Genomic DNA, 25,901 nt, shown 5'->3' with positions numbered 1-25,901 from the left:
CCATGTACTGCCGGCTCGCTGTTCCTTTGATCCTGCTCATGCTCTCTTCCCCTGCCGTCGCTGCCAGTGCGGAACTGCCCTCCATGGGCTCCATGTTCATGCAGATGGTGTGGGCCCTGCTGGTGGTGACTGGCCTGATACTCGTGCTGTACGCGTTACTGCGAAAAAAAATGGGGTACAGCGGCTCTGCAACCAGCAGAATCAAAGTAATGGAAATACGACCTGTGCTTCCCAAAAACAGCCTTGCCCTGGTGCGGGTGGACAACCGGGAAATACTGATCGGGATCAGCACCAACGGTATGCACCTGCTGACCGAGTTCTCCTCGGTCCCGGAAGAAAAAACCTTTGAAACCGTGCTCAAGGAAGAACAATGAAGTGGAAGTTCGCCTCCTTTGCCCTGCCCTTTCTACTGCTTGTTCAGGTGGCGGTTGCAGGCGCTGTCAACCTGCCGACCTTGAGCATCGGGGTCAACGATGCCGCAACACCGGAAGAGGTCTCCACCGGCCTGCAGATTCTCTTTCTCCTGACCATACTCTCAGTCGCTCCCGCCATACTGCTCATGACCACCGCCTTCACCCGGATAGTCATTGTGCTGGGCTTTGTCCGCCAGGCCATGGGAACCCAGAACACCCCGCCCAACCAGATCATCATCGGGATGGCACTTTTTCTGACCTTTTTCATCATGGCGCCGGCACTGAATAAAATCAATACTCAGGCACTCCAGCCTTATCTGGACAGACAGGTCAGCCAGCAGCAGGCGCTGGGAACGGCGGTTGACATCATGCGGGAGTTCATGCTCTCTCAAGTCCGGGAGAGTGAACTGCAGCTGTTTGTTGATATCACCGATGAAAAACAACCGGAAAATGCGCAGGAAATCTCCACCATGATCCTCATCCCGGCGTTCATGCTCTCGGAGCTGAAGACCTCTTTCCAGATGGGGTTCATGATCTATGTCCCCTTTCTGGTTATAGATATGCTGGTGGCTTCGGTCCTCATGTCCATGGGCATGATGATGTTGCCGCCGATTATCATTTCGCTGCCGTTCAAGTTGCTGCTTTTCGTTCTGGTTGATGGCTGGCAGCTGGTGGTCGGCTCACTGATGAAAAGTTTTGCCTGAAGGCGGCTGCTGATCTTTGGCAAACAGGGGAAAAAACAATGAGTCCTGAGACGGTTATTCACATCGGCAGAAAGGCGGTTGAGACCATCCTGCTTGCCTCGGCGCCTATGCTGCTGGTGGCAATGCTGGTTGGTCTGATTATCAGTATCTTCCAGGCTGCAACCCAGATAAACGAGCAAACCATGACCTTTATTCCCAAGATTGTCGCGGTATTCGTCACCCTGCTCATCTTCGGCCCGTGGATCATGAATCTGCTCATCACCTTCACCACCGCCCTGATCGCGGATATCGCAACCATCGGCAGGTAGCGGGCTGCCTGCACGGCAACAGAGTGGTGCCATGGACCTTCAACTCATTGCTCTTGACCAGTTTCAGAGCTTCCTCCTCTGCCTCTCCAGGGTGTTGGCGCTGATCGCAGCCATACCGGTCTTTGCCGGTTCCCAACTCGCCGGGCGGCTGAAGGTCGGGCTTGCTGTGGCTACCGCCCTGCTGCTCTTTCCTCTGATGGCCGAATACACTCCCCAAGGCATTCGCTCCCCCACTGAACTCGGTCTGCTCCTGGTCAACGAAATCATTCTCGGCGCGCTTATCGGATTGACGGCACAGCTTATCTTTTCCGGAGTGAGCTTTGGCGGGACGGTGATCGGGTACCAGATGGGTTTTGCCGCGGCCAATATATTCGACCCTCAAACCACTCAGCAATTATCGTTGATGAGTCAGTTTATCAATATCTTCTCCATTCTCGTTTTTTTAGCCTTGAATGGGCACCATTTCTTTTTTCAGGCAATCATTGAGTCTTACCGGATGTTTCCACCGGGATATCTCGACTTCTCCGGCGAAGTTGTCCCCAAGCTCATGCAGCTCGGCAGTCAGATGTTTATTCTGGGGGTTAAATTCAGTGCCCCTATCCTGGCCCTGCTGCTTATCTCTAACCTGGTGTTAGGCATACTTGCCAGGGTCTTTCCCCAGCTCAATGTCTTCATGCTTTCCTTTCCCATGAACATTGGCATCGCCTTTTTTGTCATAGGTTTGACACTCAACGCAGCTGTCACTATATTGCGTCGTGAATTTGACACGATGGGGTTCAATATCATGGAATTCTTCTACCTTTTCGGACGCCTGTAGGCGCATTCCCGTTTCTCCCATCGGTTGTCCTTCTTTTTTTCTCACAGAAGTAGCCAATTCATCCTCCTTTTCCACCGCGCTCCACCGGTCGGCAGATCGTTGTTGCTTATTCCTCTTTTCAGGTGCAAGATTTGCAAAGAACTGGGATGTAGCTGCTGTAATCCTTGAATCCGTAAGGGGTTGTTGTTCATGGCTGAAGAAACCTCCACAGGCGAACGCACAGAAGCACCGTCGGCAAAACGAAGAGCCGACTTCCGCAAAAAGGGACAGGTGGCGCAGAGCCGGGAAGTACAGACCGCTGCACTGTTTACTATCCTGCTGCTTTTCTGGATTTTTTATGCACCGGTGTTCTTCCGGAGCCTGCAGGACGTGATTGCCATGGTATGGAATAAAAGTGGTGAATTCGCCATTACCCCGCCATCGATCATGCAACTGTCCTATTTTCTCGGCAAGCATTTGGGGCTGCTCATGGCCCCCCTTTTTCTCGTGGCCATGGTGGTTGGTTTTTTTTCCACCTATGTGCAGATAGGGTGGCTTTTTACCGCCCAACCCCTGACCCCTGACCTGAAAAAACTTGATCCCATCAAGGGTATGGGCCGGTTTTTCTCAAAAAAATCCCTGGTTGAGTTGATCAAGTCCTTAAGCAAGGTCCTTCTCATCGGTTGGGTCGCCTTTGACACCGCAGCAGGAGAATTTGACGAGGCACTCCTGCTTGGTGAAATGGACGTCAGTGCAACTCTGCAGTATCTGGGTACAACCTCCCTGCTCATCATCGCCAAAGTTGCTGCCATTATGATCTTTCTCGCTGCCATTGACTACGGCTTCGTTCGCTGGGAAATGGAGCAGAAAATGAAAATGACCAAGCAGGAAATCAAGGAGGAGATGAAGGAAACCGAAGGTGATCCGCACATCAAGTCAAAAATTCGTTCCATCCAGCAGCAACTCGCGCGTAGCCGGATGATGGCCGCTGTCCCGGAAGCTGATGTTGTTATCACCAATCCTACGCGTATTGCGGTGGCCCTTCGGTATGATGCAACCACCATGGATGCTCCACAAGTCATTGCCAAAGGGCAGGAATTGGTAGCTGCAAAGATTCGCGAACTGGCGAGGGAACATGATATCCCCCTGGTTGAAAACCCACCAGTGGCAAGGTTATTGCATACAAAAGTAGAAATAGGCCAGGGAATACCTGAGGATCTTTTCAAGGCAGTCGCCGAGATCCTTGCATATGTTTACTCCTTACAAACCACACAGCGATAATGGAAAGTGTCAGTACCCAATCTCTGCTCACCCGTATTAACCTGAAGGACGCTCTGCAGCGAAGCGACATTCTCGCGTCCCTCGGCCTGGTGGGGATACTGGTCCTCATGATCATCCCCCTGCCCCCGATTATTCTGGATCTCTGCCTTTCGTTCAACATAACCATGGCAATCCTGATCCTGATCATCAGTCTCTACACCCAAAAGGCGGTGGAGTTCTCCATATTTCCCTCTATCCTGCTGGCAACGACCCTTTTACGGCTCTCTCTCAATGTGGCCTCTACCCGACTCATACTGCTGCACGGTCACGAAGGCATGAGCGCGGCAGGCTCTGTGATCCAGTCCTTTGGCCAGTTTGTGGTCGGCGGCTCCTATGTGGTAGGGCTGGTCATCTTTATCATCCTGGTGATCATCAACTTTATCGTCATCACCAAAGGTGCCGGCCGTATTGCTGAAGTTGCCGCGCGCTTTACCCTAGATGCCATGCCCGGCAAGCAGATGGCCATTGATGCCGACCTCAATGCCGGCCTCATTGACGAACAGACCGCCAGACAACGGCGCGAGGACATCTCCAACGAGGCCAATTTTCATGGCGCCATGGACGGTGCATCCAAATTTGTTCGCGGCGATGCCATCGCCGGAATCATCATCACCCTCATCAACATCGGTGCCGGCTTCATTATCGGGGTACTCCAGAAGGGCATGCCCATTGCTGATGCGGCCCAGAATTATACTATCCTGACCATTGGCGATGGCTTGGTCGGGCAGGTGCCGGCACTCATCATTTCCACGGCTGCGGGTATGTTGGTTACCCGTTCCACCGGACGCGATGACTTTGGCACAGAGATGAAAAGCCAGTTCACCAGGTACTCCAAAGCCCTGTGGGTGGTATCTGGTATTCTTCTGGCCTTTGCCCTGATCCCGGGGTTGCCCTTCTTCCCCTTTCTCGTTCTCTCTGCCGCTCTTGCCTTTACCGGCTACAGGATCGATAAATCAGACCGGGAAGAGGAAGAAGCCAAGGCCCTTGCCGAGGAGCCGCAGCCAGTCGTTCAACCGGACGAAGACTATGAAAAGATGCTCAATGTCGACCTGATCGAGCTTGAGGTGGGATACGGCCTCATTCCCTTTGTCGATGCCGCTCAGGACGGAGAACTCCTCCAACGGATACAGTCCATCCGCAAACAGTTTGCCGTCACCAGTGGATTCATTGTTCCACCGGTACATATCAAAGACAATCTCCAGCTGAACCCCAACCAGTACACCATCAGCCTGAAAGGGGTGAAGATCGCCACAGCGGAAATGATGCCCGGATACTACATGGCGATGGACCCCGGAATGGTAACGGAAACCATCAAGGGGATACCCACCCAGGAACCGGCATTCCAGCTGCCGGCTCTATGGATAACCGAGGATAAACGCGAACAGGCCCAGATCGCCGGCTATACCGTGGTCGACTGCACCACCGTAATGACCACCCATATCAGCGAAACCATCAAGCAGCACGCCCACGAACTGCTCGGACGGCAGGAAACCCAGAACCTGATCGACAACCTTGCCCGGACCTACCCCAAACTGGTGGAAGAGCTGGTCCCCAACATCCTCAACCTGGGCAGCATCATGCGCGTACTGCAGAACCTGCTCAGGGAAGGGGTGTCCATACGCGACCTGCGGACGATATTGGAGACCATGGCGGACTACACTCCCATGACCCAGGACACCGATACCCTGACCGAATACGTGCGACATGCCCTTTCACGCTCCATCTCAGCGGCCTTTACCCAGGATGACGGCACCATGGCTATCCTGACCATGGATAAAAATGTGGAGGACACCATCCAAACCGCCATCCAGCACCGGGAACATGGGTCGTATCTGGCCCTTGACCCAACCATTGCCCAGAAAATACTCGATAGCCTCAGCAATCTCATTGCCGGCTATCCGGGCGGCATGCAACCGGCACTGCTGGTCACCCCCCAGATTCGTAACCATGTCCGGCGGTTGACCGAACGGTATTTTCCAAGCCTGGCTGTCCTCTCCCACAATGAAATCACCACTAATGTCAATATTCAATCGGTCGGTACGGTAACCATCAATGCAAGTTAAGGTTTTTGAAGCTCCCGATATGACGAGTGGGTTAAAGCAGGTCAAGGAGGCCTTTGGTCCCGACGCCCTGATTCTCTCCACCCGTACCATTCGACGCGGCGGCAAACTGGGCCTCATGGGCAAACCCATGCTCGAGATTACCGCTGCCATCGACAATGACTGGCCTCCCCAGGAAAAACAACCGGGTGCCGATCCATATCGACACTATGCCAAGCAAACGACTCTTCCCCAAGCAGAGGACGAAGAGCTTTCCTACGACACCCTCTGGGATACACCGGAACCGCCCCCTAAAACGCCTCCTCCTCAGTCTATCCCGCCGCAGCCGGATCATCTCCAGGAGGAAATCGCTGCCCTCAAAGATACCATAGCCGGTCTGACCCGGCAGGTAAGCAGCATCCAGGCCGCCGGCTCAAGGCCTCGCCCCTCTTCGGTTGTCCAGGCGCGCCCTGCTGCGCTCGCAGACCAAGATGGCCACCTGTGCAGGCAGCTGAGGGAATTCGGGATAAATGAACGCCTCGCAGCCTCCATTGCCGACCAGGCCATGGAAAATTTGCGCTGCTCACCACCCGATGCGCAGCTTGATGAACAATCAGCACTCAAAGGGGCAATTGCCAAATCCATAGTTACCCAAAAGGTACTGCAGCGCAAACTCAAGCGGCAAAAACGAATCAGCCTTATCGGACCGACAGGTGTGGGCAAGACCACCACCATAGCCAAACTTGCGGCGAATTACCTGAGCCGATTCGGCGGCAAAGTGGCACTCTTTACCATTGATACTTACCGGATCGCAGCAGTGGAACAGCTGAAGGTATACGGTGAGATCATGCGGCTGCCGGTGGAAGTCATTCTCAAGCCCCAGGAGGTCGACCAGTTGCTGGACAAGTATAGCGACTACGACCTGATCCTGATCGACACTGCCGGGAGAAGCCATAGAAACGCCCACGATCTGGCTGAGATGGCAAGTTTTTTTTCACCGGGCCACGGCATCGAACATCACCTGCTGCTCTCTTCGGTTACGCGCGAATATGAGCTTTTGGAAACCGTGGAAAATTTCAGTGTCCTGCCGATCAGCACGTTTATTTTCAGCAAGATAGACGAATGCGACCAGCTGGGCATCATTGCCAATATCCATAACACCATAAGTACCCCCATCTCCTTTCTTACCAATGGGCAGCGGGTGCCAGAAGATATTATCGCCCCTCATCCAGCAACCATAGCGAACCTAATCGTGAACGATCAAAGGACCCTGCACGATGGCTGAGAACCAACAACGTCCCCTTGACCAGGCGCAAACCCTGCGGGCTATCAATACCCAAGAACAAGATGACACTTCCCCTGCCCCCTCGACCACCAGGGTTTTTGCCGTCACCAGCGGCAAAGGAGGTGTCGGCAAAACCGCTGTGGTGGCCAATGTGGCGGTTCTCCTTGCCAGGATGGGCAAACGGGTGCTGATTCTTGATGCCGACCTGGGGCTGGCGAATATCGACGTTGTGTTCGGGCTTGCTCCCACCTATAACCTGAACCACTTTTTCTCCGGCGAGCAGGAACTGGACGCCATCCTGGTCGAAGGGCCGAGAGGGATCAAGATTCTTCCTGCCGGTTCAGGAGTGCAGCGATTTACCCGACTGGACGCCCACGAAAAGATGCGACTGCTCGAGGCGCTTGATGCCATGCACAATGACTTTGACTTTGTCCTCATTGATACGGAGGCCGGTATTTCGGAGAATGTCACCTACTTCAACACGGCAGCCCATGAAATACTGGTGGTGACTACCCCTGAACCGACGGCGATCACCGATGCCTATGCCTTAATGAAACTGCTGTCCACGCAGTATCATGAAAAACATTTCAACCTGATCGTAAATTTCATCCGCAATGAGGAGGAAGCGCTTGATGTCTACCGTAAACTGACCATGGTGGCCAACAGGTATCTTGATATCTCTATTGACTATATAGGCTCCATCCCTCGCGACAAGATGATGATCGATGCCATCCGCAAGCAACAGGTCATGGTTGAGCTCTACCCTGATTCCAAAACCAGCAGCGCTTTTGCGGCACTTACTCGCACCATCATGCAGGAGCCCCAGACCATTGAACCCAAAGGGTCCATTCAGTTTTTCTGGAAAAGACTGCTGGACTTCGGCAGCAAATAGTAACGGACAGATGCGGTAATTATGTATCCACCGGTACCTCCACTTGACGAGCGGTCCCAGATGATCCGCGACAACCTGCCCATGGTCGAACTCGTGGTGCAGCGAATGGTCCCCCAGGTCCCGTCATTCATGACCAGGGAAGACATGACCAGTGCAGCCATGATCGGCCTCACTGACGCTGCCAATAAATTCGACAGCTCCAAAGGGGTCAAGTTCAAAACCTATGCTGAATATCGCATGCGGGGCGCCATTTATGATGAAATGCGGAAACTTGATTGGTTTTCGCGAACCCTGCGAGACAAGCAAAACCAGCTCACCCAGACCATGCTTCGCCTGGAGCGCAGCCTTGGTCGATCCCCCAGTGAAGAGGAGATGGCAGCAGCCATGAACAGCACCCTTGATGAATACCACTCTCTGTTGACCCAGGTCAGTCATCTGGGCTGTGTCAGCCTGCACGAGTCCCTGGATCACAGCCAGGAAGGAAGAAGTTTCCTCGACGCCCTGGAGGATGTCGAGGGTCCTACGCCTTCCGAAATCATAGAAAAGGAGGAACTCACCTACCTTCTCGCCGACATTCTGGAAGAGCTATCGGAGAAAGAACGCCTGGTTATAGCACTCTACTATTATGAGGAGTTGACGCAAAAGGAGATTGCCGAAGTAATCAGCGTTTCCGAAGGCAGGGTCTCCCAGCTGCATAGCCAGGCATTGCTGAAACTGCGGGTGAAACTGCTCAATTCGGAACTGTATGAATAGCGCACCTGTTCTCTATCAGGAGGTGAACACGTGAATACCCAAATCGTTCTCATCATCTGCTGCACCCTGCTTGGCTTTTGTTTCAGCCTCATGGTGATGGCCCTGAAAAAAAAGCAGCCTACCGGTACCCGTTCATCGCAGCTGGATCAACAACGGTTAAAACGATTGGAAAAAAAACTGTCACTCGCCCTTGCCAGCGACGGACAATTCGCCCCTGGTTCCGGTTTTAAAAAGACATTGGACCAGGCCACCCTGCATACCAGCCTCCAGGCCCCGAGGCTGCTCAACCAGGCCAGGATTCATCAACCTCCGCCGGAAAAATACACCATACTCAGCAAACTGCTTGCGCAGGGGATGCCCCGGGAGGAGATTGCCTCGATCCTGCGGATTTCCACGGTAGAAGCTGATCAATTAATCAAGCTCCACTCCATGGCCAACATAGGTCCATCGGTCTGACGGTATACGCTGCCTGGGCGGCTGTCCGCTAAAAGACCGGTTAAGAAAAACCCAGCAATTGCCGAATAGAACAACAAGAAGAGTAAACGCTGACAGGAAAAATTATGGTCTCCGGAAAATACAGTGCGCTGAGTGGGGCGGTCTCCAGGGAGCAGGCATTGGACAACATTGCCGCTAATCTGGCCAATGTGCATACCACCGGCTTCAAAAAGAACCGCATCAGCTTCGAATCAATCCTGAGCGATGCCAAACAGGTAACCGATGCCAAAGGCATCAATTACGCCCGCATCCGGCGAATAGGAACGGATTTCAGCCAGGGCGCCATGCAGGAGACCGGCAGGGATCTGGACATGGCCATCATCGGTGAGGGTTTCTTCAAAGTCCGCAAGGGGCAGGATACCTTCTATACCCGATCAGGGCATTTCCAGATCGATGCCAACGGCATGATCAAAACCTCTGACGGCTACACGGTGATTGGCGCAGGCAACCAGCCCCTGCAACTGCTGGATTCTGCCGGCAAGCGAATTAACATTGGCGAGAAGGGAGAAATTGCCATCAACGGGGTAAACCAGGGCCAGCAGCTGCAGCTCTATGCGGTGACCGACGAACAACAGCTCAAACAGGTGGACAGGACTCGCTTTCGCCTCGAGCAGGGGGGCGACAGGCCTCTGGCTGACTTTACCCTTGTCCAGGGCAGCCTGGAGACCTCCAACGTCAATATGATGGAGGAGATGACCACCATGATCAATACCCAGCGCAAGTTTGAAGCGCACCTCAAGGCCCTGGAAAATTATTCCCGGCTCAGTGAAAAGCAGGATGAACTTGGCACAGTAGCATAATCGCACCGTATACCCGGGATACCCGGAAAAATTAACGCTCACGAGGCAATATATGAGATCTCTCTGGACAGCTACCACCGGCATGTCGGCGCAGACACTCAACATCGATGTCATATCCAACAATCTGGCCAACGTTTCCACCTCCGGGTTCAAGCGCAGCCGCGCCGATTTTCAGGATCTGCTCTATCAGATAATGAAGGTGCCGGGCAGTCCCACCTCTGATGACACCAGATCACCCACCGGTATTCAGGTGGGTCTGGGAGTGAAAACCGGAGCGGTTGGCAAAGTCTTTACCGAAGGCGACCTGATACAGACGGAAAACGAGCTGGAGGTCGCCATAGAGGGCGATGGTTTTTTCCAGGTCGACCTGCCCAACGGCAACACCGCCTATACCCGAGCTGGAAACTTTAAGCTTGACGGCGATGGCCGCATGGTCACCTCCGACGGGTATCCGCTACAGCCAGAGATTGTTATTCCCGATGATGCACGGCAGATCACCATCAGTGAAAATGGCGTCGTCAGTGCACTGCTCGGCGATGAAACCGAAACAACGGAATTAGGCAACATCGAGTTGGTCACCTTTGTCAACAATGGCGGCCTGCTGGCCGTCGGTCGCAACCTGTTTCGCGAAACCGAGGCTTCCGGCGTAGCGGTTGTCGGTACCCCGGGAACTGACGGCTACGGCCTGCTGCTCCAGGGCTTTATCGAAAATTCCAACGTGAACGTGGTGGAGGAGCTGGCGCAGCTGATTACCAGTCAGCGGGCGTTTGAGATCAACTCCAGGGTTGTCTCTACCTCCGATGAAATGATGCAGACCGTGACGAATCTCTAACCTGACTATGCAAGGATTTTTTTTACTGATCAGCATCACCGCACTGCTGCTGGCTGCGCCTTTTCACTCGGTGGCCGCTGCGGTGTCAATCACCTTGAGCACTGAAGCGATCGTGTCTGCCGAAGACATTACCCTGTCAGATGTTGCCGTCCTGCATCCGGATAATGCGGCGGCACGTACACTGGGCCAGACGATTATCGCACCATCGCCGGCTCCTGGTGGACAAAAACAACTGGACCCCGCTGCCATCCGCTCTACCGTGCAGAGCGTCTATTCCGGGATGGTTGACTGGCAAGGTGCTCCAACGGTGACCGTTACCCGCCAGGCAATCCGTATACAGCAAAAACAACTCCAGGGCATTATCATCGACTACCTGGAACAGCATCGGAAAAAACTGCCTCAGGGAGAGGTTCGCTTTACCTCTATCCGTTCACCATCGGAGATCCTGCTTCCCTACGGCGAGGTCAGTTGGCGGGTTACGCCCTCCAGGCCAGATATTGTGAGCAGTTCAAGTTTTTCAATATTCTTCAAGGTTGATGGTCAACCGACGCACAACTGCACGGTCAGGGGTAAGGTGGAAATCATGGCTCCGGTTGCCGTGGCACGGGAAACCATTCGCCGGGGAACGATCATCACTCGCGATGCGATCAGCATGAGCAGGCATGACATTACCCGCCTGCGCCATCCGGTCACCGCTGCCAATGAGCTGATCGGGATGCAGGCAGCCAGTACCTTGCGTGCAGGACGAGCCATAGAACAGACGGACATCACCTTCCCGCCGATCATTGAGGAAGGCGAGCTGGTGAAAATTAAGGCGGTCAAGGGCAACCTGCGCATCACCACCAACGGTATTGCCAAGGCATCAGGCCGGACCGGAGACGTCATCAGGGTCAAAAACATTTCTTCCAACAAACTCATCTATGCGCGGGTCTATTCACCGGGCATAGTGACAGTGGAGTTCTAACATGCATGCGACACCCCTCTTTTTTCCCAGTCCTCGCACAAACTCCCTGTTGGGGCTGTTGTCGGCATTCCTGGTGCTGGCACTGTCTTTTGGCTGCAGCCAGCGTACCCAGGAGGTGGTAACCGTGCCCGAACCACTGGAGGCACCTGTTGTCCAGGCACCGCAACCCCAGTCGCCCGGCACCCTGTGGACTGGCGATGAGGGCAACTGGCTGGCAGATATCAAAGCACGCAACATCGGCGACATTGTTACGGTGATCATCCAGGAAGAGGCAAGCGCCTCCAAGGAGGCCACCACCGAAACCGACCGCGACAGCAGCATGACCGCCGGTATTCCCAAGCTGTTTGGCTACGAGGCGGTGTTTGAGGAAAACAACCCCAATCTGGATATGTCCCAGCTGGTGGAGGCCAATTTTTCCAATGCCTTTACCGGCAGCGGCAGGACCACCCGTTCAGAGGACCTGGCAGCCACCTTGACAACCCAGGTTATAGAAGTCTACCCCAACGGCAACCTGAAAATTCGCGGAGGGAAATCAGTGACCGTCAACAACGAAAGCCAGGTCATCTACCTCACCGGTATTGTCAGGGCTTTTGACATCACAGCCTCCAACACCGTAAATTCAAGCGAAATCCTGAATGCCCAAATTGCCTATACCGGAAAAGGTGTTATTTCTGATAAACAAAAACCTGGATGGCTGATGCGCATTCTTGACAATACCTGGCCATTTTAAAGGCTGATGGAACAGTAATTATGAACAACGTTATACTTCCCATCCTTACGCTCCTTCTGCTCCTGGTGAATTGCGCTGCACCGTCCAACGCTGCACGCATCAAAGACCTTGCCGACATTCAGGGCGTGCGTGACAACCAGTTGATGGGCTATGGGGTGGTCATCGGCCTGAACGGTACCGGCGACGACATCAAAAAATCGGTTTTTACCCGTCAGGCCCTGATCAACCTGATCAAACGCATGGGAATGGCCATTACCCCGGATGTCTTCAACCAGATGAAGACCGACAACGTCGCCGCGGTGATGGTCACCGCTGAGCTGCCGCCTTTTGCCCGCCCCGGCAGTACCATCGATATCCATGTCGCCTCCATCGGTGATGCCACCAGTCTATCCGGAGGCAATCTCCTCATGACCCCGCTCAAAGGGCCGGACGGAAGAACCTACGCGGTTGCCCAGGGGCCACTGGCAGTAGGCGGAATAGCCTTTGGCGGCAAGGCTGCCCAGGTGCAGAAGAATTTCCCCACCGCCGGGCGCGTTGCCGGTGGCGCGATTGTTGAACGCAGTGTTGACTTCGCCCTTCCTGACAACGGGGAACTGCTCTTTCAGCTCCGCCAGACCGACTTTACCACCGCCTCCCGCATGACCCGGGCAATCAACGACATGTTTGGTCCGGCAACTGCCGACTCCCTTGATTCGGCTTCGATAAGAGTCCAAAAGCCAACCGATTATCCAGGCAGCATGGTCGGCTTCATTGCTGAGCTGGAAAACATAGAGATCGAACCCGATGTTCCTGCACGCATTGTGGTCAATGAACGTACCGGCACCATTGTCATGGGGCAGGACGTGCGTATCTCAACGGTCGCTGTTTCCCATGGCAACCTCAACCTAATTATCTCCGAATCCATTGAGGTCTCCCAGCCCAACCCTCTGGCCGCCGGAGAAACAGTGGCAGCCCCGCAGACGACCATTGAGGCCATAGAAGAAGAAGGCAACCTGGTGGTGCTGGAGATGGGGGTCAATATCGGTGAAATTGCCAATGCGCTCAACGCAATCGGTGCCACTCCGCGTGACCTGATCGCCATTTTTCAGGCCATCAAGGCCGCAGGGGCTTTCCAGGGTGAACTGGTTATCCTCTAAACTTTTCAGGACAATACGATGAAATCCTATCCGCCATCAGTCATGCTGCCGCCGCCCACCGCTCAGACGCCCTCCTCCGCGGTCACCAGCAAAGAAAAAAAGGCGTTAAAAGAATCCAGCCAGGATTTTGAGGCTGTCTTTATCCGGTCGCTGCTCAAGGAGATGCGCAAATCCATACCGGAGAATAAGCTGTTTCCCAAGTCCAATGCCGAGGAAATGTACCAAGAAATGCTCGACGGCGAGTTGGCCTCTACCATGGCCGCCACCGAGAGCCTGGGCATTGCCCAGCAGGTGTATCGGCAGCTGGAACAGCACTTGAACCAGACCAAAGAATAATTTTTTTCATTTTTTTTATAAATAATCTTTTTTTCCAATAAAGTTTTCCTCGCCCACTGCCGATGAGAATAATGACAGAACGTTGAATATTCTGTTCATGCGGCCACGGAAGCGCCGCTAACACTGCAGGGAGGCAGGAAAATGTTGCACAGCATCAACCACAACCATAGTACGATTTACAGCCAGCAGACCCTTCGTTTAGACGCGGATTACCATGCGCTAAGCGATAGGAGGACCACCGGTTCGACATCCTCGGATGCGGTAAGTCTGGGCAGTAAATCTGCGCTTGCTCTCACCTACACCAGTGATGTAAACATCACTGAACGTGCGGGGAATTCGTATGGTATGCTGCAAAACCTGGTAGCCAACCTGCTGAAAGAGCAAGGCATTGACACCCAAATTCTCACAGGTGACACGTCACTTGATATCGCCTCCATCTCTCCTGAGGATGCTCAGGAGCTGATAGCCGATGACGGGTATTTTGGTGTTGAACAGACATCTGATCGTATTTTCCACTTTGCCGTAGGCGTTGCGGGGGGCGACCCTTCCCGTATCGATGCCATTCGAGAAGGCATTGACAACGGGTTTAGCGAAGCGCTTGAAGCCTTCGGAGGCTGGTTGCCCGACATCTCGTATGCAACCTACGACACGGTAATGGAAAAACTGGACAACTGGGTGTCTGAATCCGCAATGGTGGTTTGATAGCCAATACTACAGGTGAACCAAATGACTGTGGAATTTTTTGGAATTAAGGGTATGGCCCAGATCGGCGGCGTCAAAGTCAACAAGACAGGCGGTCCCGGGGAAACTCAGAAAACCGGCAAAGGCGAAGGTGCGGAATCCACATCGTTTTCCTCTGCGCTGAAAGGGGCCACTGAAATGCAGGCTTCCAAAGTCGAAAACAGCGACCGCGCCGCCAGGGTTGAAGAACTCAAAGCCCAGGTAGCCAACGGCACCTACGAGCCGGATCTGGACAAGGTAGCCTCGAGCCTGCTGAAATTTCTTGTGGAAGGATAATGACCATGACCCGCGAGACTGTGCAGGAGTTGCTCATTCAACTGCGTGAAACCATCATTAGGGAACGTGAACACGCCAAGCAGCTCGATATCAAAGCCATGACCGAGGATATGGCGCAAAAAGAGGCGCTCATCCAGGCCCTCAGCCCGATCAGCCAGCTTCACCCGGAGGACCAGCACCTGGCCCGTCAGGTTCAGGAAGAAAACCGCCGTAACGCCTTTCTCTTTCGCGCTACGCTGGGCTGGGTGAGGGAGACCATGGAGTTCTTTGGCAGACGCACGGTGCCCACCACCTATGGCCATAACGGTGCCACCGCCAACAACACCATCAACGGTCGCCTGCTCTCCGGCAAGATCTGACCATAGCCTCCTCCCCGCTCTCCGCCCTTTCCGGCAGCCCGAATGGCGCTGCAACGGATTTGCTCGCCCTGCCCATCTTTTCCCCCTCTTTCTTTTCTAAATTTTCCCTGCAGAGCAGCCGATAAGAAACGGAGAAACATCGACAACACCGGAACCTTGGTCCCGGTTTGTGGTTCATCCGTTTATCACCTCAGGGAACGAACAACCATGTCAGGACTGCTTGACGCGCTGAATGCAGGCAAAACCAGCCTGAGCGCCAACCAAAAATCCATTGAAATCGTCGGCAACAACGTTGCCAACGTCAATACCGAGGGCTACTCACGCCAGCGTGCCGAACTCATTCAGATTCCGGCCGTCAACTTTGGCGATTTTTTCATTGGCCAGGGGGTAAGCGTTTCCGATGTCAGCCGGGATTACAGCAGCTTCATCAGCCGACAACTCCAGGAAAGCACCATAGCCTACGGCGAAGAGATGGGGCGGTCCAACCCGCTCAGTGAGCTGGAACGCCTGTTTAATGTATCCGAAGACAACCTGGCCGGAGAAATCGACAAGTTCTTTGACGCCTGGCAGGAACTCTCCACTAACCCCAGCGGGCAGGTCGAACGGGATATCGTTATCCAGCGCGGCAACCTGCTGGGCGATGCCTTCCGCCAGGTCAGCGATGAGCTCAACACCATCAATGAGAACCTCAATACCGAGATTCTCGGCGCAGTGGAAACCCTTAACGAACAGCTCGCCGAGGTGGCGCGGCTCAATGACCGGATCCGCCAGGTGGAAATTTCCGGACAAACAGCCAATGCGGCCCGGGATCAGCGCGACCTGCTGGTACAGAACCTCTCCGAATCCCTGGGCGTCCAGACCTACACCGATAACCGCGGCATGCTGGCGGTTCAGCTTCCCGGCGGTCTCCCCCTGGTGCAGGGCGATACCGCCATGACCATCAAGACCGTTACCAATGGCAGCCAGGTGGATCTGCAGCTGGAGATCGCCGGCGTTACCCGCGATATCGGCCGCCAGGAACTGGGCGGAACATTCCGCGGCATCTACGAAATCCGCGATGTGTTTATCAATGACCTGCACAATGATCTTGATACGCTCGCGGTCGAGCTGACCACGGCCGTCAATGACATCCACGATGACGGCTACTTCATTGACCCGGCCACCGGACTACCGGCTACCGGTCAGCTCTTTTTCAACGACCTCACTGCCCTGCCCCCGGATAACCGACCCAGCAGGGCCATTGCCGTAGCGTTTAGCGACAGCAGCTACATAGCCGCAGCCGGCCTGAGCAACGCTGCTGCCGGCGACAACCAGAATGTGCTGGCCATTGCCGAACTGGAAACCACCTATAAGGTCACCGGTACCGGTGACACCTTTGATGCCTTTTTCAGCAAGATGGTTTCCACTGTCGGTATTGAGGCCAGCCGCAACGACCTCGCCCTTGCCGGCGCCGAAGACGCAACCGTGCAGCTGCAGAACCTGCGGGACGGATTTTCCGGGGTCTCCCTGGAGGAAGAGATGATCGACCTCATCCAGTACCAGCGGGGATTTGAGTCATCGGCCAAGTTTCTGTCCACGGTCGATGAAATGATGAACGCCCTCCTTCAACTTAAACAGTAACCTATGAAAGCGACCCAAGGCACCACCTACCGCATGCTCGGTTCCCGGCTCAATGACGTAGCCCAGGACCTGGAAAATCTGCGCAAAATCGGCGCAACCGGTAAAAAGCTCAACACCGCCTCCGACGACCCGGCAGCGATCCGGCCGGTACTCAACACCCGCAAACAGCTGAGCAACGTGGATCGCTACCTGGAGACCATGGGCAAATCACTGGATGTGATGGAGGCCACTGACGGTCATCTTGACCACGTGGAAAACATCATGCAGCGGGCCGAAGAGATAATGGTCAACGCCATCAACGGGTCACTCAATGATGAAGACCGAATCGTGCTCGCCGATGAGCTGGTACAACTGAAAAAAGAACTGCTTGATGCGGCAAACGGCAATGTGGACGGAAAATACCTGTTCAGCGGCTATGCTGAAGAGACGAAACCATTTACAGAGAACAGCGCCTATGATCCGCTGCTCTATGACCCCAACGATCACCGTACCTGGCCGGTCCTCTACAGCGGAGATGAAAACCCGACCTCGCTGGAAATCACCCCTGGAGAACGCCTCCAGGTCAACCTGACCGGCAACGACCTGTTTCTGGGTACGACCACCTGGAATGAAGGCCCATACAACCCGCCCGACCCGGCCGGCAATCCGCCCAACGGTGTGTCAGCAGGACGATTTGACCTGTTTGCTGAGCTGACCCAGGCGGAAGAGGCCATTCGCGCCAATGATCAGGCAGCCATGCAATCCAGCGTCAGTGACCTTAAGGGCGCGGCCGATCAGAACCGTCGCCTCCGTTCCCAGTTGGGCAATCGCGCCAGTCGGGTGGAAAGCGCCATGCTCTACCAGGAAGATGTGCGTATTGACCTGCAACAGGTGCTCTCCCGCTACGAAGATGCCGATGCCATCGAGGTGTTTAACGACATCATTCAGCAGGAAACCGCCTTTCAGGCCGCGCTGAACATTACCTCCAAGGTATCGCAACTTTCCATCCTCGACTTTATTTGATACCTAGAACCAGCTAAAAACACTTGCTTTTTCAACTGGTTTGCACGATACTTCCCAGGAAACCGGCTGTCGCAGGCTTGACTGGCGATCTGAAGCGCATCGTTCGCCCCAACCGATACAGCCTTTTTCCAGCTCCTTTTGTTCAACTCTCCGGGGATCCCTCCGGAATACCTTATAGGTGGTACCATGCTGGTCCTGACCAGAAAAGCCGGTGAAGGAATTGTTATCGGCGATAATATAACCATTAAGATTGTCGAAGTGAAAAGCGGCGGTATCCGCATTGGTATAGATGCGCCACGGGACACCAAAATTTACCGCCAGGAGGTCTACGACCGAATCCGTCAGGAAAACATTGATGCAGCCAGTTGGGATATTGCTGATCTCGATGCCCTCAGTAACGAGCTTGCCAGCAGGAAAGTAAAAAAATGAAAAAAATACAAAGCCGATTTGGTGAGATTGAATTCGACCCGGCAAATGTCCTCCATTTTCCGGAAGGCCTGATAGGCCTGGAACAACTGAAAAATTTTCTGGTCATTCCCAATGAGCAGCAGGGGCCGCTGTTCTGGATTCAATCGGTCGACGACCCGGTGTATGCCTTTGTGGTGACCGATCCCACCAACTTTTTTCTTGATTATGGGGTGGTTCCGGATGCGGAAGAACGAAAAAAACTGCAGATAGGGGATAACGACAGCTGCTTTGTGCTCAGCATCGTCAGCGTAGGCGAGAACAAACAGATTACCCTCAATCTTGCAGGGCCTATCCTGTACGCACCGACCACCAACCGAGCGCTGCAGGTCATCCTGGAAGACGCCCGGTACGATACCCGCACACCGCTCCCTGAAATAAAAAAATAAGCACCACCGTGCAAAGAGATGGTGTGGCCGCAGCCAGCATATGCTGGTTGCGGCTTTTTTATTTTTTTTAAAAAACTCCTTAACTGCCCCCCCCCTTTTTCCGAAAAGCATTGTGAGAGACAGTATGCATTGAGAGAGCAGTTACGTTTGTATCGTTAGCCTAGATCAGTCAATGGACGACCGAGGCTAGAAAAATTCATGGAGGATAACCATGGCTTTAACGATCAATACAAACGTGGGTTCGCTCAACGCCCAGCGCAACCTGACCAAGTCCCAACTCGACCTGAACACCTCCATGCAGAGGCTCTCCTCAGGTCTCCGCATCAATTCCGCCAAAGACGACGCTGCCGGCCTGGCTATTTCCGACCGGATGACCGCCCAGATCCGCGGCCTCAACCAGGCGGCGCGCAACGCCAACGACGGTATCTCCCTGGCACAGACCGCAGAAGGCGCCATGCAGGAATCAACCAACATCCTGCAGCGAATGCGCGAATTGGCTGTCCAGGCCGCCAATGCCACCAACTCAGCGGCCGACCGGGCCGCCCTGCAGGCTGAAGTCAACCAGCTCAAGACCGAGATGAACCGCATTGCCCAGTCCACCACCTTTAACGGGCTCAAGATCCTTGACGGCACCTTTGTCTCCCAGCAGTTTCAGGTAGGGCCCAATGCCAATGAAACCATAGGCGTTTCCATCAAATCCATGGCTGCCGATGATCTGGGCCGATACACCCTGGCTGATACAGAGGGCATCAACCAGACCGCCCAGCAGGGTACCGGTTCCATGACCGCTACGGCAAACGCCTTACCTGCCAACAATACCATTGCCGGCCAGAGTATAACCATTTCCGGCAGCCAGGGGGCTGACACCATCGCTATCGGCGCCGGAGCAACGGCCTGGGATATTGCCTCCCAGATCACCAACTCCGCCTCCAGAACCGGCGTAACCGCCACCGCCCGCACCGAGGTCACCCTGGATACCCTCTCAGCCGACGGGATTGTCACCCTTACCCTGGGGAGCGGCGGCAACACGGCGACGGTCAACGCCAGCGTCACCCAGAATGACCTGTCGGAACTGGCCACTGTGATCAACGACCAGAGCGGTACCACCGGGATTACCGCCACCGTGGACGGCGGCGAACTGACCCTGGTACAGGCAGAAGGAAAGGACATTGAACTTTCTGATTTCACCCATACCAGTGCCGGTAATATCAGGGTTGTTCCCCAGGATGGTGACACGGGACAGACATTGACCAATACCAACCATTCCACCAAGATCGCCGGGGTGGTTGAACTCTCCTCCCAGGATTCCTACACCGCTACCTCCACTCTTGGCGCCGGAGCGGGCAGTGTCTTCAATAACACCAATGGCGGCGACCAGGTCATTGCCGGACTGGAAGAGGTAACCGCCATTGATATCAGCGACATCCTTGGCGCCAATGATGCGCTGAAGATCGTGGACGCAGCCCTCAACAAGATTGACAGCCAGCGGGCTGATCTGGGTGCGCTCCAGAACCGGTTTGAGTCCACTATTTCCAACCTGAAGAATGTCTCGGAAAACCTGACCGCTGCCCGCTCGCGTATTCGTGATGCGGATATTGCCCAGGAAACCTCGGAAATGACCAAAAACAACATCTTGCAGCAGGCCGGTGTATCCATCCTTACCCAGGCCAACCAGACTCCCCAGCTGGCCCTGCAGCTGCTCCAGGGGTAAACTATTCCATATCCATCCCCTCCACTCCGAAGAGGTTTCCTCTTCGGAGTGGAACTCTTTATCAAGGTACCCCGTAATGCAGATCCTCTATTTCCGTCACCAGAAGTTTAATTCAGCCATCCGCGAACCGAAAAATAGGATAGAAAAACAGGTTCCTTACCACCCACTCGCCCAGCTCAACCACAAAATTGATGCGCATGGCCGCGAACAAAAACAAGAAAATATCGAGAGAATTCAAAACATTGGCAAGAACAACGATATTATTCTCGGCTCCTGGCACTAAAAAAAGAAAAAAAAACTAAAGGATGGAATGGGACCCGTCGATGAAGGGTATAAGGGAAAAGGATGTTCCCGATAACTTTTTCAACCAAGGCAAAAAATATACATTCGAGAATCCACCAGGAGGCGCTAACCAGCGAAACATCTACACGCAGTACATGAACAATCAACCGGCAAGGATGCCAACGAAAACAAATACGCCTGACAATATTCACGGAGGAATATCATGGCAATTACCATCGCAACAAACGTAGCTTCTCTCAACGCACAACGTAACCTGGGCGCATCCCAGAGCAACCTCAACAAGTCCATGCAGCGTCTCTCCTCTGGTCTTCGGATCAACTCTGCAAAGGACGATGCCGCCGGTCTGGCCATCTCCGACCGGATGACCTCCCAGATCCGCGGCCTCAATCAGGCTGTTCGGAATGCCAATGACGGCATTTCCCTGGCCCAGACTGCTGAAGGCGCGATGCAGGAATCCACCAATATTCTGCAACGTATGCGTGAACTGGCAGTACAGTCGGCCAACGATACCAACACCGCCAGTGACCGTAAATCTCTTCAGGCCGAGGTCAACCAGCTTGTTTCTGAAATGGATCGAATTGCATCTACTACAACCTTCAATGGGCAAAAGCTTCTTGATGGTAGTTTTGCAGGCGCCAGCTTTCAAGTAGGGTATAATGCTGGAGAAACGATAAATTTCGGTATTAGTAGTATCAAGGCTGTAAATATTGGTAATGTCGCTACCGGAACTAGTGATGCTGCTGTGACCGCTGATGCAGCCAGTGACATCACGGTTACATTAGGCGATGGCGATGCACAAACCGTACGAAGTAGTTCCGAATTTGCCCATGCAACGGATACCACTTATCGGGGAGAAGACTCGGCCTACGCCAAAGCCGCAGCTCTTTCAGGGTCTGGAATCACAGGACTGGTGGCTGATGCTGAAACCAATTATACTGTTACTCCAGGTGACGGAACAGACGCCGTGGGAGAAGGCGAAGCCTATACCCTGGAAGTAAATGGTGTGGAGGTCTACAGCATCAGCCAAGCTGATGATGGGGACGCAGGCACAACTCTTACTACTTCGGTTGCCACCAATGATATAATATCTGGTATCAATCAGAAATCCAATGAAACTGGTATCACTGCAGCGCTTAATGACGATGGAGACGTGGTCCTAACCGCTGAGGATGGGCGAAATATTGAAACTGAAGAAACAGGTGATGTCACTGGATTGATAGCTGATGCTACTACTCGGGGTACGCTCACTTTAACAGCAGATAAATCGATCACCTTGGGCGGCACCACTGCAGATATAGGTTTCGGTACTACCACTTCTTTGGCAGTAGACTCAAGCAAGGGTGTCAATATCATTGATATTGGTACACGTGACGGTGCTAATGAAGCTATCCTGCGTATCGATGCAGCAATCGCTGCAGTCGACTCCAGCCGTGGTGATCTCGGTGCGGTCCAGAACCGTTTTGAATCCACCATCGCCAACCTGCAGAACATCTCGGAAAATGTCTCTGCAGCCCGTTCCCGAATCCTGGATGCGGACATTGCCCAGGAAACCTCCAACATGACCAAGCAGAACATCCTGCAACAGGCTGGCGTGTCCATCCTGGCCCAGGCCAACCAGGCGCCCCAGCTGGCCCTGAGCCTGCTCGGTTAATTTTTATCCCTTCGGAGGGGCCACCAGGCTCCTCCGAATCTGAAGGTAAAAACAGGAGGAACAAACCATGATGCTTGAAGCAGTGGGAAGTGCAACCGTTTCCCCCCCCAAGGTGCAGGACGCTGACCAGCAGGTGGAGCAGCAACGCCAGGAAGTGGAGACCCAGCCCCAGGTGGAAGAGGAATCCAGTCAGGTCCAGAGTGAAGAACTGCTCAACCAGATCAAGGCGTTGACCGAAGACGGCCTGTACAGCGTTCGGTTCGAAAAAGACGATGCGGTCAATGAACTGGTGGTAAAGATTATCGACCACGAGACCGAAGAGGTTATTAGACAGATACCGGCAGAAGAACTGCTCAGCCTCTCCAAACACCTGCAGGATCTCAGCGGCAACTTTGTCAATACCTTCCGGTAAGACGAAGAGCTGAGCGTCCCTCACGGAGTACGACCATGTCTATCCAATTTAGCGGACTCGCTTCCGGGCTTGACACCGGTTCCATCATCGAACAGTTGATGAACATCGAGCGACTGCCGATTACCCGGCTCGAAGCGGATAAAACCTGGATGAGCAACCGGTTGTCCGCCTTTGCTGAACTGGACAAGCGACTCAATTCCTTTCTTGAGTCTATCGATACCCTGGGTGACCGGGATACCCTCCAGCAACGCTCCATCCGTCAAAGCTCAGAAGACTTCCTCACCGCCTCTGTTTCCAGCGAAGCGCTGGCTGGAACCAGCTACCAGGTGGAGGTGGTCACCCTGGCCCAGGCCCAGAAATCGGTTTCCGCAGGCGGATTCGCCAGTAAAGAGAGTGCCAGTTTCGGCCTCGGTTCACTCAACGTGACCGTTGACGGCGTGAGTCATGCCATTGACATCACCAGTGAGAATAATTCACTGGAAGGCATCATGAACGCCATCAATGAAGCGGATATCGGCATCTCGGCTGCCATCATCAATGATGGCAGCGCGGCTCCCTACCGGCTGCTGCTTGCTGGCAATGATGTGGGTACCGCGTTCACCCTGGACGACAGCGGGCTGACTGGCGGTACCGATGTGCTTGGCGCCTATGAGGACGCAGCCGGCACCGTCAATCCGCCGGTCCAGCAGGCCACCCAGGCCCATATCCGGGTAGATACCATTGACATCCATGCCGACTCCAACACCCTGACCGAGGCCATTCCGGGCGTCACCCTGGACCTGCTCCAGGCTGAAGAGGGGACCACCACCAATTTGGGCATCGACCTGGACAAGGAAGCGATCAAGTCCAACATCGAAGCCTTTGCCAAAGGCTACAACGAGGTCATCAGCTTTATCACCGGCCAGTCAGTGATTAACGGCGAGGGCGGCGGGTTGCTCAGTGGCGATTCAGGGATCAACTCCATCAAGCGTCACCTCCAGTCCATGCTCACTACCCCCGTGGATACCTCCGGGGTGCTGGGCACCCTTGCAGAGCTAGGATTTGAGACCCAGAAAGACGGCACCCTGCAGGTCAATGATGAGGTACTGTCCAAAGCCGTGGATGAAAACCTGCCAAGCGTGGTGGCCCTGCTCTCCGGAGAAGGGGAAAAAAAAGGGCTGGCTGCACAGTTCCAGGAGTACCTGGAATCCATGACCAGCTCCACCACCGGCATGCTCGCCGGCCGTCGGGAAAGCATTAACTCCAATATCAAACGGGTCGACAACCGCATTGAGATCATGGAAATGCGACTGGAACAGCGGCAGACGACCCTGGAATCCCAATTCGCGGCCATGGAGACCCTTGTCAGCGGCATGAATACCCAATCTTCCTACCTGGCCCAGCAGATGGCGAGTATCAGCAATATCATGAACTATAACCAGAACAGCTAATATGAACGGCTATACCAACCAATACCTGGCAAATACAGTCAATGCGGCCACTCCGGAACAGCTGATGCTCATGCTCTATGACGGCGCCATCCGCTTCACCGGCCAGGCCATCCTGGCCATAGAAAACAAGCAAGTCGACAAGCGCGCTCATTTCATCAACAAGGCATCGGCTATTCTCTCGGAATTCGCGGCAACCCTTGACCACTCGCAGAGCGCCGATTTGGCCGAAAACCTGGATGCCCTCTACAGCTACATGCTTGGCCGGCTCCAGGATGCCACCCTGGAAAACAGTGTGGAACCCCTGGAAGAGGTGAAAACCATGCTCAGTGACCTCCGCGCCACCTGGGCCCAGGCTATCGAGATAAACAAGCAGCAGACGCCAAAGCCGCAGGCAACCCCTTACCAGGGAACAGGCACCGAGGGACCCGCATCCACAGAGTATAAGTCCATAGCCACGGCGATGTAAGCCATGATCATTGACAAAGCAATCACCACCTACAAGGCAATCCTCGCGCAGATGGGAGAAATTGAGCGGTTGCTCTCCACCCGGAATACCGAAAAACTGATGGCAACCTACCAGCAGATGATGGACAACCAGGATATTGCCAAAGAGCTGGATCAGCATATCCTGGATCAGCTGCACCAAAGTGGAGACGTGTCCAACCAGGCACGCATGCTGGATCTTCTAGACCTGATGCAGCAGATACAAACGGCCAATCATCGCCTGACCCCGCAGATTCGAAGCATCATGGCTGTGCAGCAGAACGAACTCCGCAAGCTCCACCAGGGCGGCACCATGATGCGCCGCTACCATTCCAACACCGACAGTAGCGGTCGTCTGCTCTCCCACTGCGGCTGAGCTCCCCGCATTGACGAGAGAATACGCACCGCTTCTTGACGCTGTCCTGCTGCGCTCTGCTCTGCCCGGGAAGAGAAAACCCTTTGCATCTGCTCTTTCCTTGTGGCACTCTACCCCTAGCAGAGTCCACTATTCTCCCCAGTCGAGGTGTCCAGTGCAGTCGTTAGAGGATTTTTTCTCCACCATACCAGATCAGAAAGCCGTCCGGGTGACCTTGCCGGGTGCGGGCAATACGGCTACAGAGCGAATCCAATGCGTGTATGGCCCAGCCACCCCGCCCCTCTTTTTCCTCTATTTTGCCGAAGGCGACCTGCCCATGGACGCGGCAACCAGGGGAAGAAGCTGCGTGGTGACCATAGACATCGGCGGCCAGAACGTGTCTGTTACCGCTGATATCGAGGCGGTACGTGACAACCAGACCCTTGAGCTGCAGGCAACCGAGCTGATCAATCACGAACAGGTCCGCAACTATTTTCGGGTCGATGCGGTCACTCCCATAGCCCTTGAACCATTGATTCCGTTTCAGCCGACTGAAACTGCCGTCCAGTGGCCGCTGGTGGGGGAAACCATCGACATCAGCGGCAGCGGGGCCTTATGCACCTTCTCCAGCCCTCTGGAAATCGGCGAGAAAGTGCGCATCGCCCTTACCCTGCCCACAGGCCTGATGGAAACAATGCAGATAATCGGCCATGTGGTCCGGTGCAGAGCGCTGCCTGACAAGCACTACCAGGTTGGCCTCCATTTTGATGCCCTGTCCAGTGAAGACAGGGACCGAATCATGGCAAGTTGTTTCCACCTGCAACGCAAGCACCTGCGGCTCAAGGTACAGGTTAAAGGAACAGAGCAAAGCTGAGCAACGTCCTGCACGCTTGCGGGTTGA

Annotated in this window: 31 protein-coding genes and 1 pseudogene; all 32 read left to right on the top strand. The window is 54.3% G+C overall.

What is annotated here, in order from left to right:
* Nucleotides 1-2 precede the first annotated feature (2 nt).
* Nucleotides 3-374: a FliO/MopB family protein gene (locus ACZ52Z_RS01480; RefSeq protein WP_464268991.1), complete on the top strand. Its 372-nt coding sequence runs from the start codon at nt 3-5 to the stop codon at nt 372-374.
* On the top strand, nt 371-1,117 hold the full coding sequence (fliP, locus tag ACZ52Z_RS01475; RefSeq protein ID WP_464268990.1) for a flagellar type III secretion system pore protein FliP: 747 nt from the start codon (nt 371-373) through the stop codon (nt 1,115-1,117). Before ACZ52Z_RS01480 ends, fliP begins: the two co-directional genes overlap by 4 nt.
* A gap of 38 nt (nt 1,118-1,155) precedes the next feature.
* Nucleotides 1,156-1,425, top strand: a complete 270-nt coding sequence (gene fliQ / locus ACZ52Z_RS01470) for a flagellar biosynthesis protein FliQ (RefSeq protein ID WP_464268989.1) — start codon at nt 1,156-1,158, stop codon at nt 1,423-1,425.
* A gap of 31 nt (nt 1,426-1,456) precedes the next feature.
* Nucleotides 1,457-2,242, top strand: coding sequence for a flagellar biosynthetic protein FliR (gene fliR / locus ACZ52Z_RS01465; RefSeq protein WP_464268988.1), 786 nt, complete (start codon nt 1,457-1,459; stop codon nt 2,240-2,242).
* A 189-nt stretch (nt 2,243-2,431) separates the two neighbouring features.
* A complete protein-coding gene (gene flhB, locus ACZ52Z_RS01460) occupies nt 2,432-3,502 on the top strand; it encodes a flagellar biosynthesis protein FlhB (protein ID WP_464268987.1) in 1,071 nt (356 codons plus the stop codon).
* Nucleotides 3,502-5,604, top strand: a complete 2,103-nt coding sequence (flhA, locus tag ACZ52Z_RS01455) for a flagellar biosynthesis protein FlhA (RefSeq protein WP_464268986.1) — start codon at nt 3,502-3,504, stop codon at nt 5,602-5,604. The genes flhB and flhA overlap by 1 nt, the downstream gene beginning before the upstream one ends.
* Entirely contained in the window at nt 5,594-6,865 is a 1,272-nt protein-coding gene (flhF, locus tag ACZ52Z_RS01450) for a flagellar biosynthesis protein FlhF (protein ID WP_464268985.1), read from the top strand. The genes flhA and flhF overlap by 11 nt, the downstream gene beginning before the upstream one ends.
* Complete coding sequence (locus ACZ52Z_RS01445; RefSeq protein ID WP_464268984.1) at nt 6,858-7,757, top strand: MinD/ParA family protein; 900 nt, start codon at nt 6,858-6,860, stop codon at nt 7,755-7,757. The genes flhF and ACZ52Z_RS01445 overlap by 8 nt, the downstream gene beginning before the upstream one ends.
* Before the next feature lie 21 nt (nt 7,758-7,778).
* Nucleotides 7,779-8,510, top strand: a complete 732-nt coding sequence (locus ACZ52Z_RS01440) for a FliA/WhiG family RNA polymerase sigma factor (protein WP_464268983.1) — start codon at nt 7,779-7,781, stop codon at nt 8,508-8,510.
* A gap of 30 nt (nt 8,511-8,540) precedes the next feature.
* A complete protein-coding gene (locus ACZ52Z_RS01435) occupies nt 8,541-8,966 on the top strand; it encodes a hypothetical protein (RefSeq protein WP_464268982.1) in 426 nt (141 codons plus the stop codon).
* Nucleotides 8,967-9,070: 104 nt separating this feature from the next.
* Nucleotides 9,071-9,805: a flagellar basal-body rod protein FlgF gene (gene flgF / locus ACZ52Z_RS01430; RefSeq protein WP_464268981.1), complete on the top strand. Its 735-nt coding sequence runs from the start codon at nt 9,071-9,073 to the stop codon at nt 9,803-9,805.
* Nucleotides 9,806-9,857: 52 nt separating this feature from the next.
* Nucleotides 9,858-10,637, top strand: coding sequence for a flagellar basal-body rod protein FlgG (gene flgG / locus ACZ52Z_RS01425; protein ID WP_464268980.1), 780 nt, complete (start codon nt 9,858-9,860; stop codon nt 10,635-10,637).
* Between the two features lie 7 nt (nt 10,638-10,644).
* Nucleotides 10,645-11,601, top strand: coding sequence for a flagellar basal body P-ring formation chaperone FlgA (gene flgA, locus ACZ52Z_RS01420; protein ID WP_464268979.1), 957 nt, complete (start codon nt 10,645-10,647; stop codon nt 11,599-11,601).
* Between the two features lies 1 nt (nt 11,602).
* Nucleotides 11,603-12,331: a flagellar basal body L-ring protein FlgH gene (locus ACZ52Z_RS01415; RefSeq protein WP_464268978.1), complete on the top strand. Its 729-nt coding sequence runs from the start codon at nt 11,603-11,605 to the stop codon at nt 12,329-12,331.
* Nucleotides 12,332-12,351: 20 nt separating this feature from the next.
* Nucleotides 12,352-13,467: a flagellar basal body P-ring protein FlgI gene (locus ACZ52Z_RS01410; RefSeq protein ID WP_464268977.1), complete on the top strand. Its 1,116-nt coding sequence runs from the start codon at nt 12,352-12,354 to the stop codon at nt 13,465-13,467.
* Nucleotides 13,468-13,485: 18 nt separating this feature from the next.
* Entirely contained in the window at nt 13,486-13,803 is a 318-nt protein-coding gene (locus tag ACZ52Z_RS01405; protein WP_464268976.1) for a rod-binding protein, read from the top strand.
* 141 nt (nt 13,804-13,944) lie between these two features.
* A complete protein-coding gene (locus ACZ52Z_RS01400; RefSeq protein ID WP_464268975.1) occupies nt 13,945-14,505 on the top strand; it encodes a hypothetical protein in 561 nt (186 codons plus the stop codon).
* A gap of 24 nt (nt 14,506-14,529) precedes the next feature.
* On the top strand, nt 14,530-14,820 hold the full coding sequence (gene flgM, locus ACZ52Z_RS01395; protein WP_464268974.1) for a flagellar biosynthesis anti-sigma factor FlgM: 291 nt from the start codon (nt 14,530-14,532) through the stop codon (nt 14,818-14,820).
* Nucleotides 14,821-14,825: 5 nt separating this feature from the next.
* Nucleotides 14,826-15,179: a flagellar protein FlgN gene (locus tag ACZ52Z_RS01390; protein WP_464268973.1), complete on the top strand. Its 354-nt coding sequence runs from the start codon at nt 14,826-14,828 to the stop codon at nt 15,177-15,179.
* A 207-nt stretch (nt 15,180-15,386) separates the two neighbouring features.
* Nucleotides 15,387-16,799: a flagellar hook-associated protein FlgK gene (gene flgK, locus ACZ52Z_RS01385; protein ID WP_464268972.1), complete on the top strand. Its 1,413-nt coding sequence runs from the start codon at nt 15,387-15,389 to the stop codon at nt 16,797-16,799.
* 3 nt (nt 16,800-16,802) lie between these two features.
* A complete protein-coding gene (flgL, locus tag ACZ52Z_RS01380; protein ID WP_464268971.1) occupies nt 16,803-17,801 on the top strand; it encodes a flagellar hook-associated protein FlgL in 999 nt (332 codons plus the stop codon).
* Between the two features lie 186 nt (nt 17,802-17,987).
* The gene (gene csrA / locus ACZ52Z_RS01375; RefSeq protein WP_464268970.1) at nt 17,988-18,230 is read left to right on the top strand and encodes a carbon storage regulator CsrA; all 243 of its coding nucleotides are present in this window, start codon (nt 17,988-17,990) and stop codon (nt 18,228-18,230) included.
* Nucleotides 18,227-18,655, top strand: a complete 429-nt coding sequence (locus ACZ52Z_RS01370) for a flagellar assembly protein FliW (protein ID WP_464268969.1) — start codon at nt 18,227-18,229, stop codon at nt 18,653-18,655. Before csrA ends, ACZ52Z_RS01370 begins: the two co-directional genes overlap by 4 nt.
* 211 nt (nt 18,656-18,866) lie before the next feature.
* Nucleotides 18,867-19,745, top strand: a pseudogene (locus ACZ52Z_RS01365) (flagellin N-terminal helical domain-containing protein); the annotation flags it as partial.
* Nucleotides 19,737-20,366 carry a flagellin gene (locus ACZ52Z_RS01360; RefSeq protein ID WP_464270742.1) on the top strand — a complete coding sequence of 210 codons (630 nt, stop codon included), beginning with the start codon at nt 19,737-19,739 and terminating at the stop codon, nt 20,364-20,366. The pseudogene ACZ52Z_RS01365 and the gene ACZ52Z_RS01360, both read left to right, overlap by 9 nt.
* Nucleotides 20,367-20,442: 76 nt before the next feature.
* Complete coding sequence (locus ACZ52Z_RS01355) at nt 20,443-20,649, top strand: hypothetical protein (protein WP_464268968.1); 207 nt, start codon at nt 20,443-20,445, stop codon at nt 20,647-20,649.
* A 222-nt stretch (nt 20,650-20,871) separates the two neighbouring features.
* Nucleotides 20,872-22,320, top strand: a complete 1,449-nt coding sequence (locus ACZ52Z_RS01350) for a flagellin N-terminal helical domain-containing protein (protein WP_464268967.1) — start codon at nt 20,872-20,874, stop codon at nt 22,318-22,320.
* 67 nt (nt 22,321-22,387) lie between these two features.
* The gene (locus ACZ52Z_RS01345; protein WP_464268966.1) at nt 22,388-22,732 is read left to right on the top strand and encodes a flagellar protein FlaG; all 345 of its coding nucleotides are present in this window, start codon (nt 22,388-22,390) and stop codon (nt 22,730-22,732) included.
* A 35-nt stretch (nt 22,733-22,767) separates the two neighbouring features.
* The gene (gene fliD, locus ACZ52Z_RS01340; protein WP_464268965.1) at nt 22,768-24,162 is read left to right on the top strand and encodes a flagellar filament capping protein FliD; all 1,395 of its coding nucleotides are present in this window, start codon (nt 22,768-22,770) and stop codon (nt 24,160-24,162) included.
* Between the two features lies 1 nt (nt 24,163).
* Complete coding sequence (fliS, locus tag ACZ52Z_RS01335; protein WP_464268964.1) at nt 24,164-24,628, top strand: flagellar export chaperone FliS; 465 nt, start codon at nt 24,164-24,166, stop codon at nt 24,626-24,628.
* 3 nt (nt 24,629-24,631) lie between these two features.
* On the top strand, nt 24,632-25,021 hold the full coding sequence (locus ACZ52Z_RS01330) for a hypothetical protein (protein WP_464268963.1): 390 nt from the start codon (nt 24,632-24,634) through the stop codon (nt 25,019-25,021).
* A gap of 154 nt (nt 25,022-25,175) precedes the next feature.
* Entirely contained in the window at nt 25,176-25,874 is a 699-nt protein-coding gene (locus tag ACZ52Z_RS01325) for a flagellar brake protein (RefSeq protein WP_464268962.1), read from the top strand.
* Nucleotides 25,875-25,901 lie beyond the last annotated feature (27 nt).

Source organism: Desulfogranum aggregans, assembly GCF_055398265.1.
This window is presented reverse-complemented; position numbering and strand designations above follow the sequence as displayed.

Coding starts and splice junctions, on each gene's coding strand:
- ACZ52Z_RS01355 (WP_464268968.1), top strand. CDS start 20,443: ATGCAGATCCTCTATTTCCGTCACCAGAAGTTTAATTCAGCCATCCGC.
- ACZ52Z_RS01390 (WP_464268973.1), top strand. CDS start 14,826: ATGACCCGCGAGACTGTGCAGGAGTTGCTCATTCAACTGCGTGAAACC.
- fliS (WP_464268964.1), top strand. CDS start 24,164: ATGAACGGCTATACCAACCAATACCTGGCAAATACAGTCAATGCGGCC.
- ACZ52Z_RS01345 (WP_464268966.1), top strand. CDS start 22,388: ATGATGCTTGAAGCAGTGGGAAGTGCAACCGTTTCCCCCCCCAAGGTG.
- flhA (WP_464268986.1), top strand. CDS start 3,502: ATGGAAAGTGTCAGTACCCAATCTCTGCTCACCCGTATTAACCTGAAG.
- ACZ52Z_RS01445 (WP_464268984.1), top strand. CDS start 6,858: ATGGCTGAGAACCAACAACGTCCCCTTGACCAGGCGCAAACCCTGCGG.
- ACZ52Z_RS01350 (WP_464268967.1), top strand. CDS start 20,872: ATGGCAATTACCATCGCAACAAACGTAGCTTCTCTCAACGCACAACGT.
- ACZ52Z_RS01400 (WP_464268975.1), top strand. CDS start 13,945: ATGTTGCACAGCATCAACCACAACCATAGTACGATTTACAGCCAGCAG.
- fliR (WP_464268988.1), top strand. CDS start 1,457: ATGGACCTTCAACTCATTGCTCTTGACCAGTTTCAGAGCTTCCTCCTC.
- flgM (WP_464268974.1), top strand. CDS start 14,530: ATGACTGTGGAATTTTTTGGAATTAAGGGTATGGCCCAGATCGGCGGC.
- fliD (WP_464268965.1), top strand. CDS start 22,768: ATGTCTATCCAATTTAGCGGACTCGCTTCCGGGCTTGACACCGGTTCC.
- ACZ52Z_RS01415 (WP_464268978.1), top strand. CDS start 11,603: ATGCATGCGACACCCCTCTTTTTTCCCAGTCCTCGCACAAACTCCCTG.
- ACZ52Z_RS01330 (WP_464268963.1), top strand. CDS start 24,632: ATGATCATTGACAAAGCAATCACCACCTACAAGGCAATCCTCGCGCAG.
- flgL (WP_464268971.1), top strand. CDS start 16,803: ATGAAAGCGACCCAAGGCACCACCTACCGCATGCTCGGTTCCCGGCTC.
- flgF (WP_464268981.1), top strand. CDS start 9,071: ATGGTCTCCGGAAAATACAGTGCGCTGAGTGGGGCGGTCTCCAGGGAG.
- ACZ52Z_RS01405 (WP_464268976.1), top strand. CDS start 13,486: ATGAAATCCTATCCGCCATCAGTCATGCTGCCGCCGCCCACCGCTCAG.
- ACZ52Z_RS01440 (WP_464268983.1), top strand. CDS start 7,779: ATGTATCCACCGGTACCTCCACTTGACGAGCGGTCCCAGATGATCCGC.
- fliQ (WP_464268989.1), top strand. CDS start 1,156: ATGAGTCCTGAGACGGTTATTCACATCGGCAGAAAGGCGGTTGAGACC.
- flhF (WP_464268985.1), top strand. CDS start 5,594: ATGCAAGTTAAGGTTTTTGAAGCTCCCGATATGACGAGTGGGTTAAAG.
- flgG (WP_464268980.1), top strand. CDS start 9,858: ATGAGATCTCTCTGGACAGCTACCACCGGCATGTCGGCGCAGACACTC.
- flgK (WP_464268972.1), top strand. CDS start 15,387: ATGTCAGGACTGCTTGACGCGCTGAATGCAGGCAAAACCAGCCTGAGC.
- csrA (WP_464268970.1), top strand. CDS start 17,988: ATGCTGGTCCTGACCAGAAAAGCCGGTGAAGGAATTGTTATCGGCGAT.
- ACZ52Z_RS01480 (WP_464268991.1), top strand. CDS start 3: ATGTACTGCCGGCTCGCTGTTCCTTTGATCCTGCTCATGCTCTCTTCC.
- ACZ52Z_RS01410 (WP_464268977.1), top strand. CDS start 12,352: ATGAACAACGTTATACTTCCCATCCTTACGCTCCTTCTGCTCCTGGTG.
- ACZ52Z_RS01370 (WP_464268969.1), top strand. CDS start 18,227: ATGAAAAAAATACAAAGCCGATTTGGTGAGATTGAATTCGACCCGGCA.
- flhB (WP_464268987.1), top strand. CDS start 2,432: ATGGCTGAAGAAACCTCCACAGGCGAACGCACAGAAGCACCGTCGGCA.
- flgA (WP_464268979.1), top strand. CDS start 10,645: ATGCAAGGATTTTTTTTACTGATCAGCATCACCGCACTGCTGCTGGCT.
- fliP (WP_464268990.1), top strand. CDS start 371: ATGAAGTGGAAGTTCGCCTCCTTTGCCCTGCCCTTTCTACTGCTTGTT.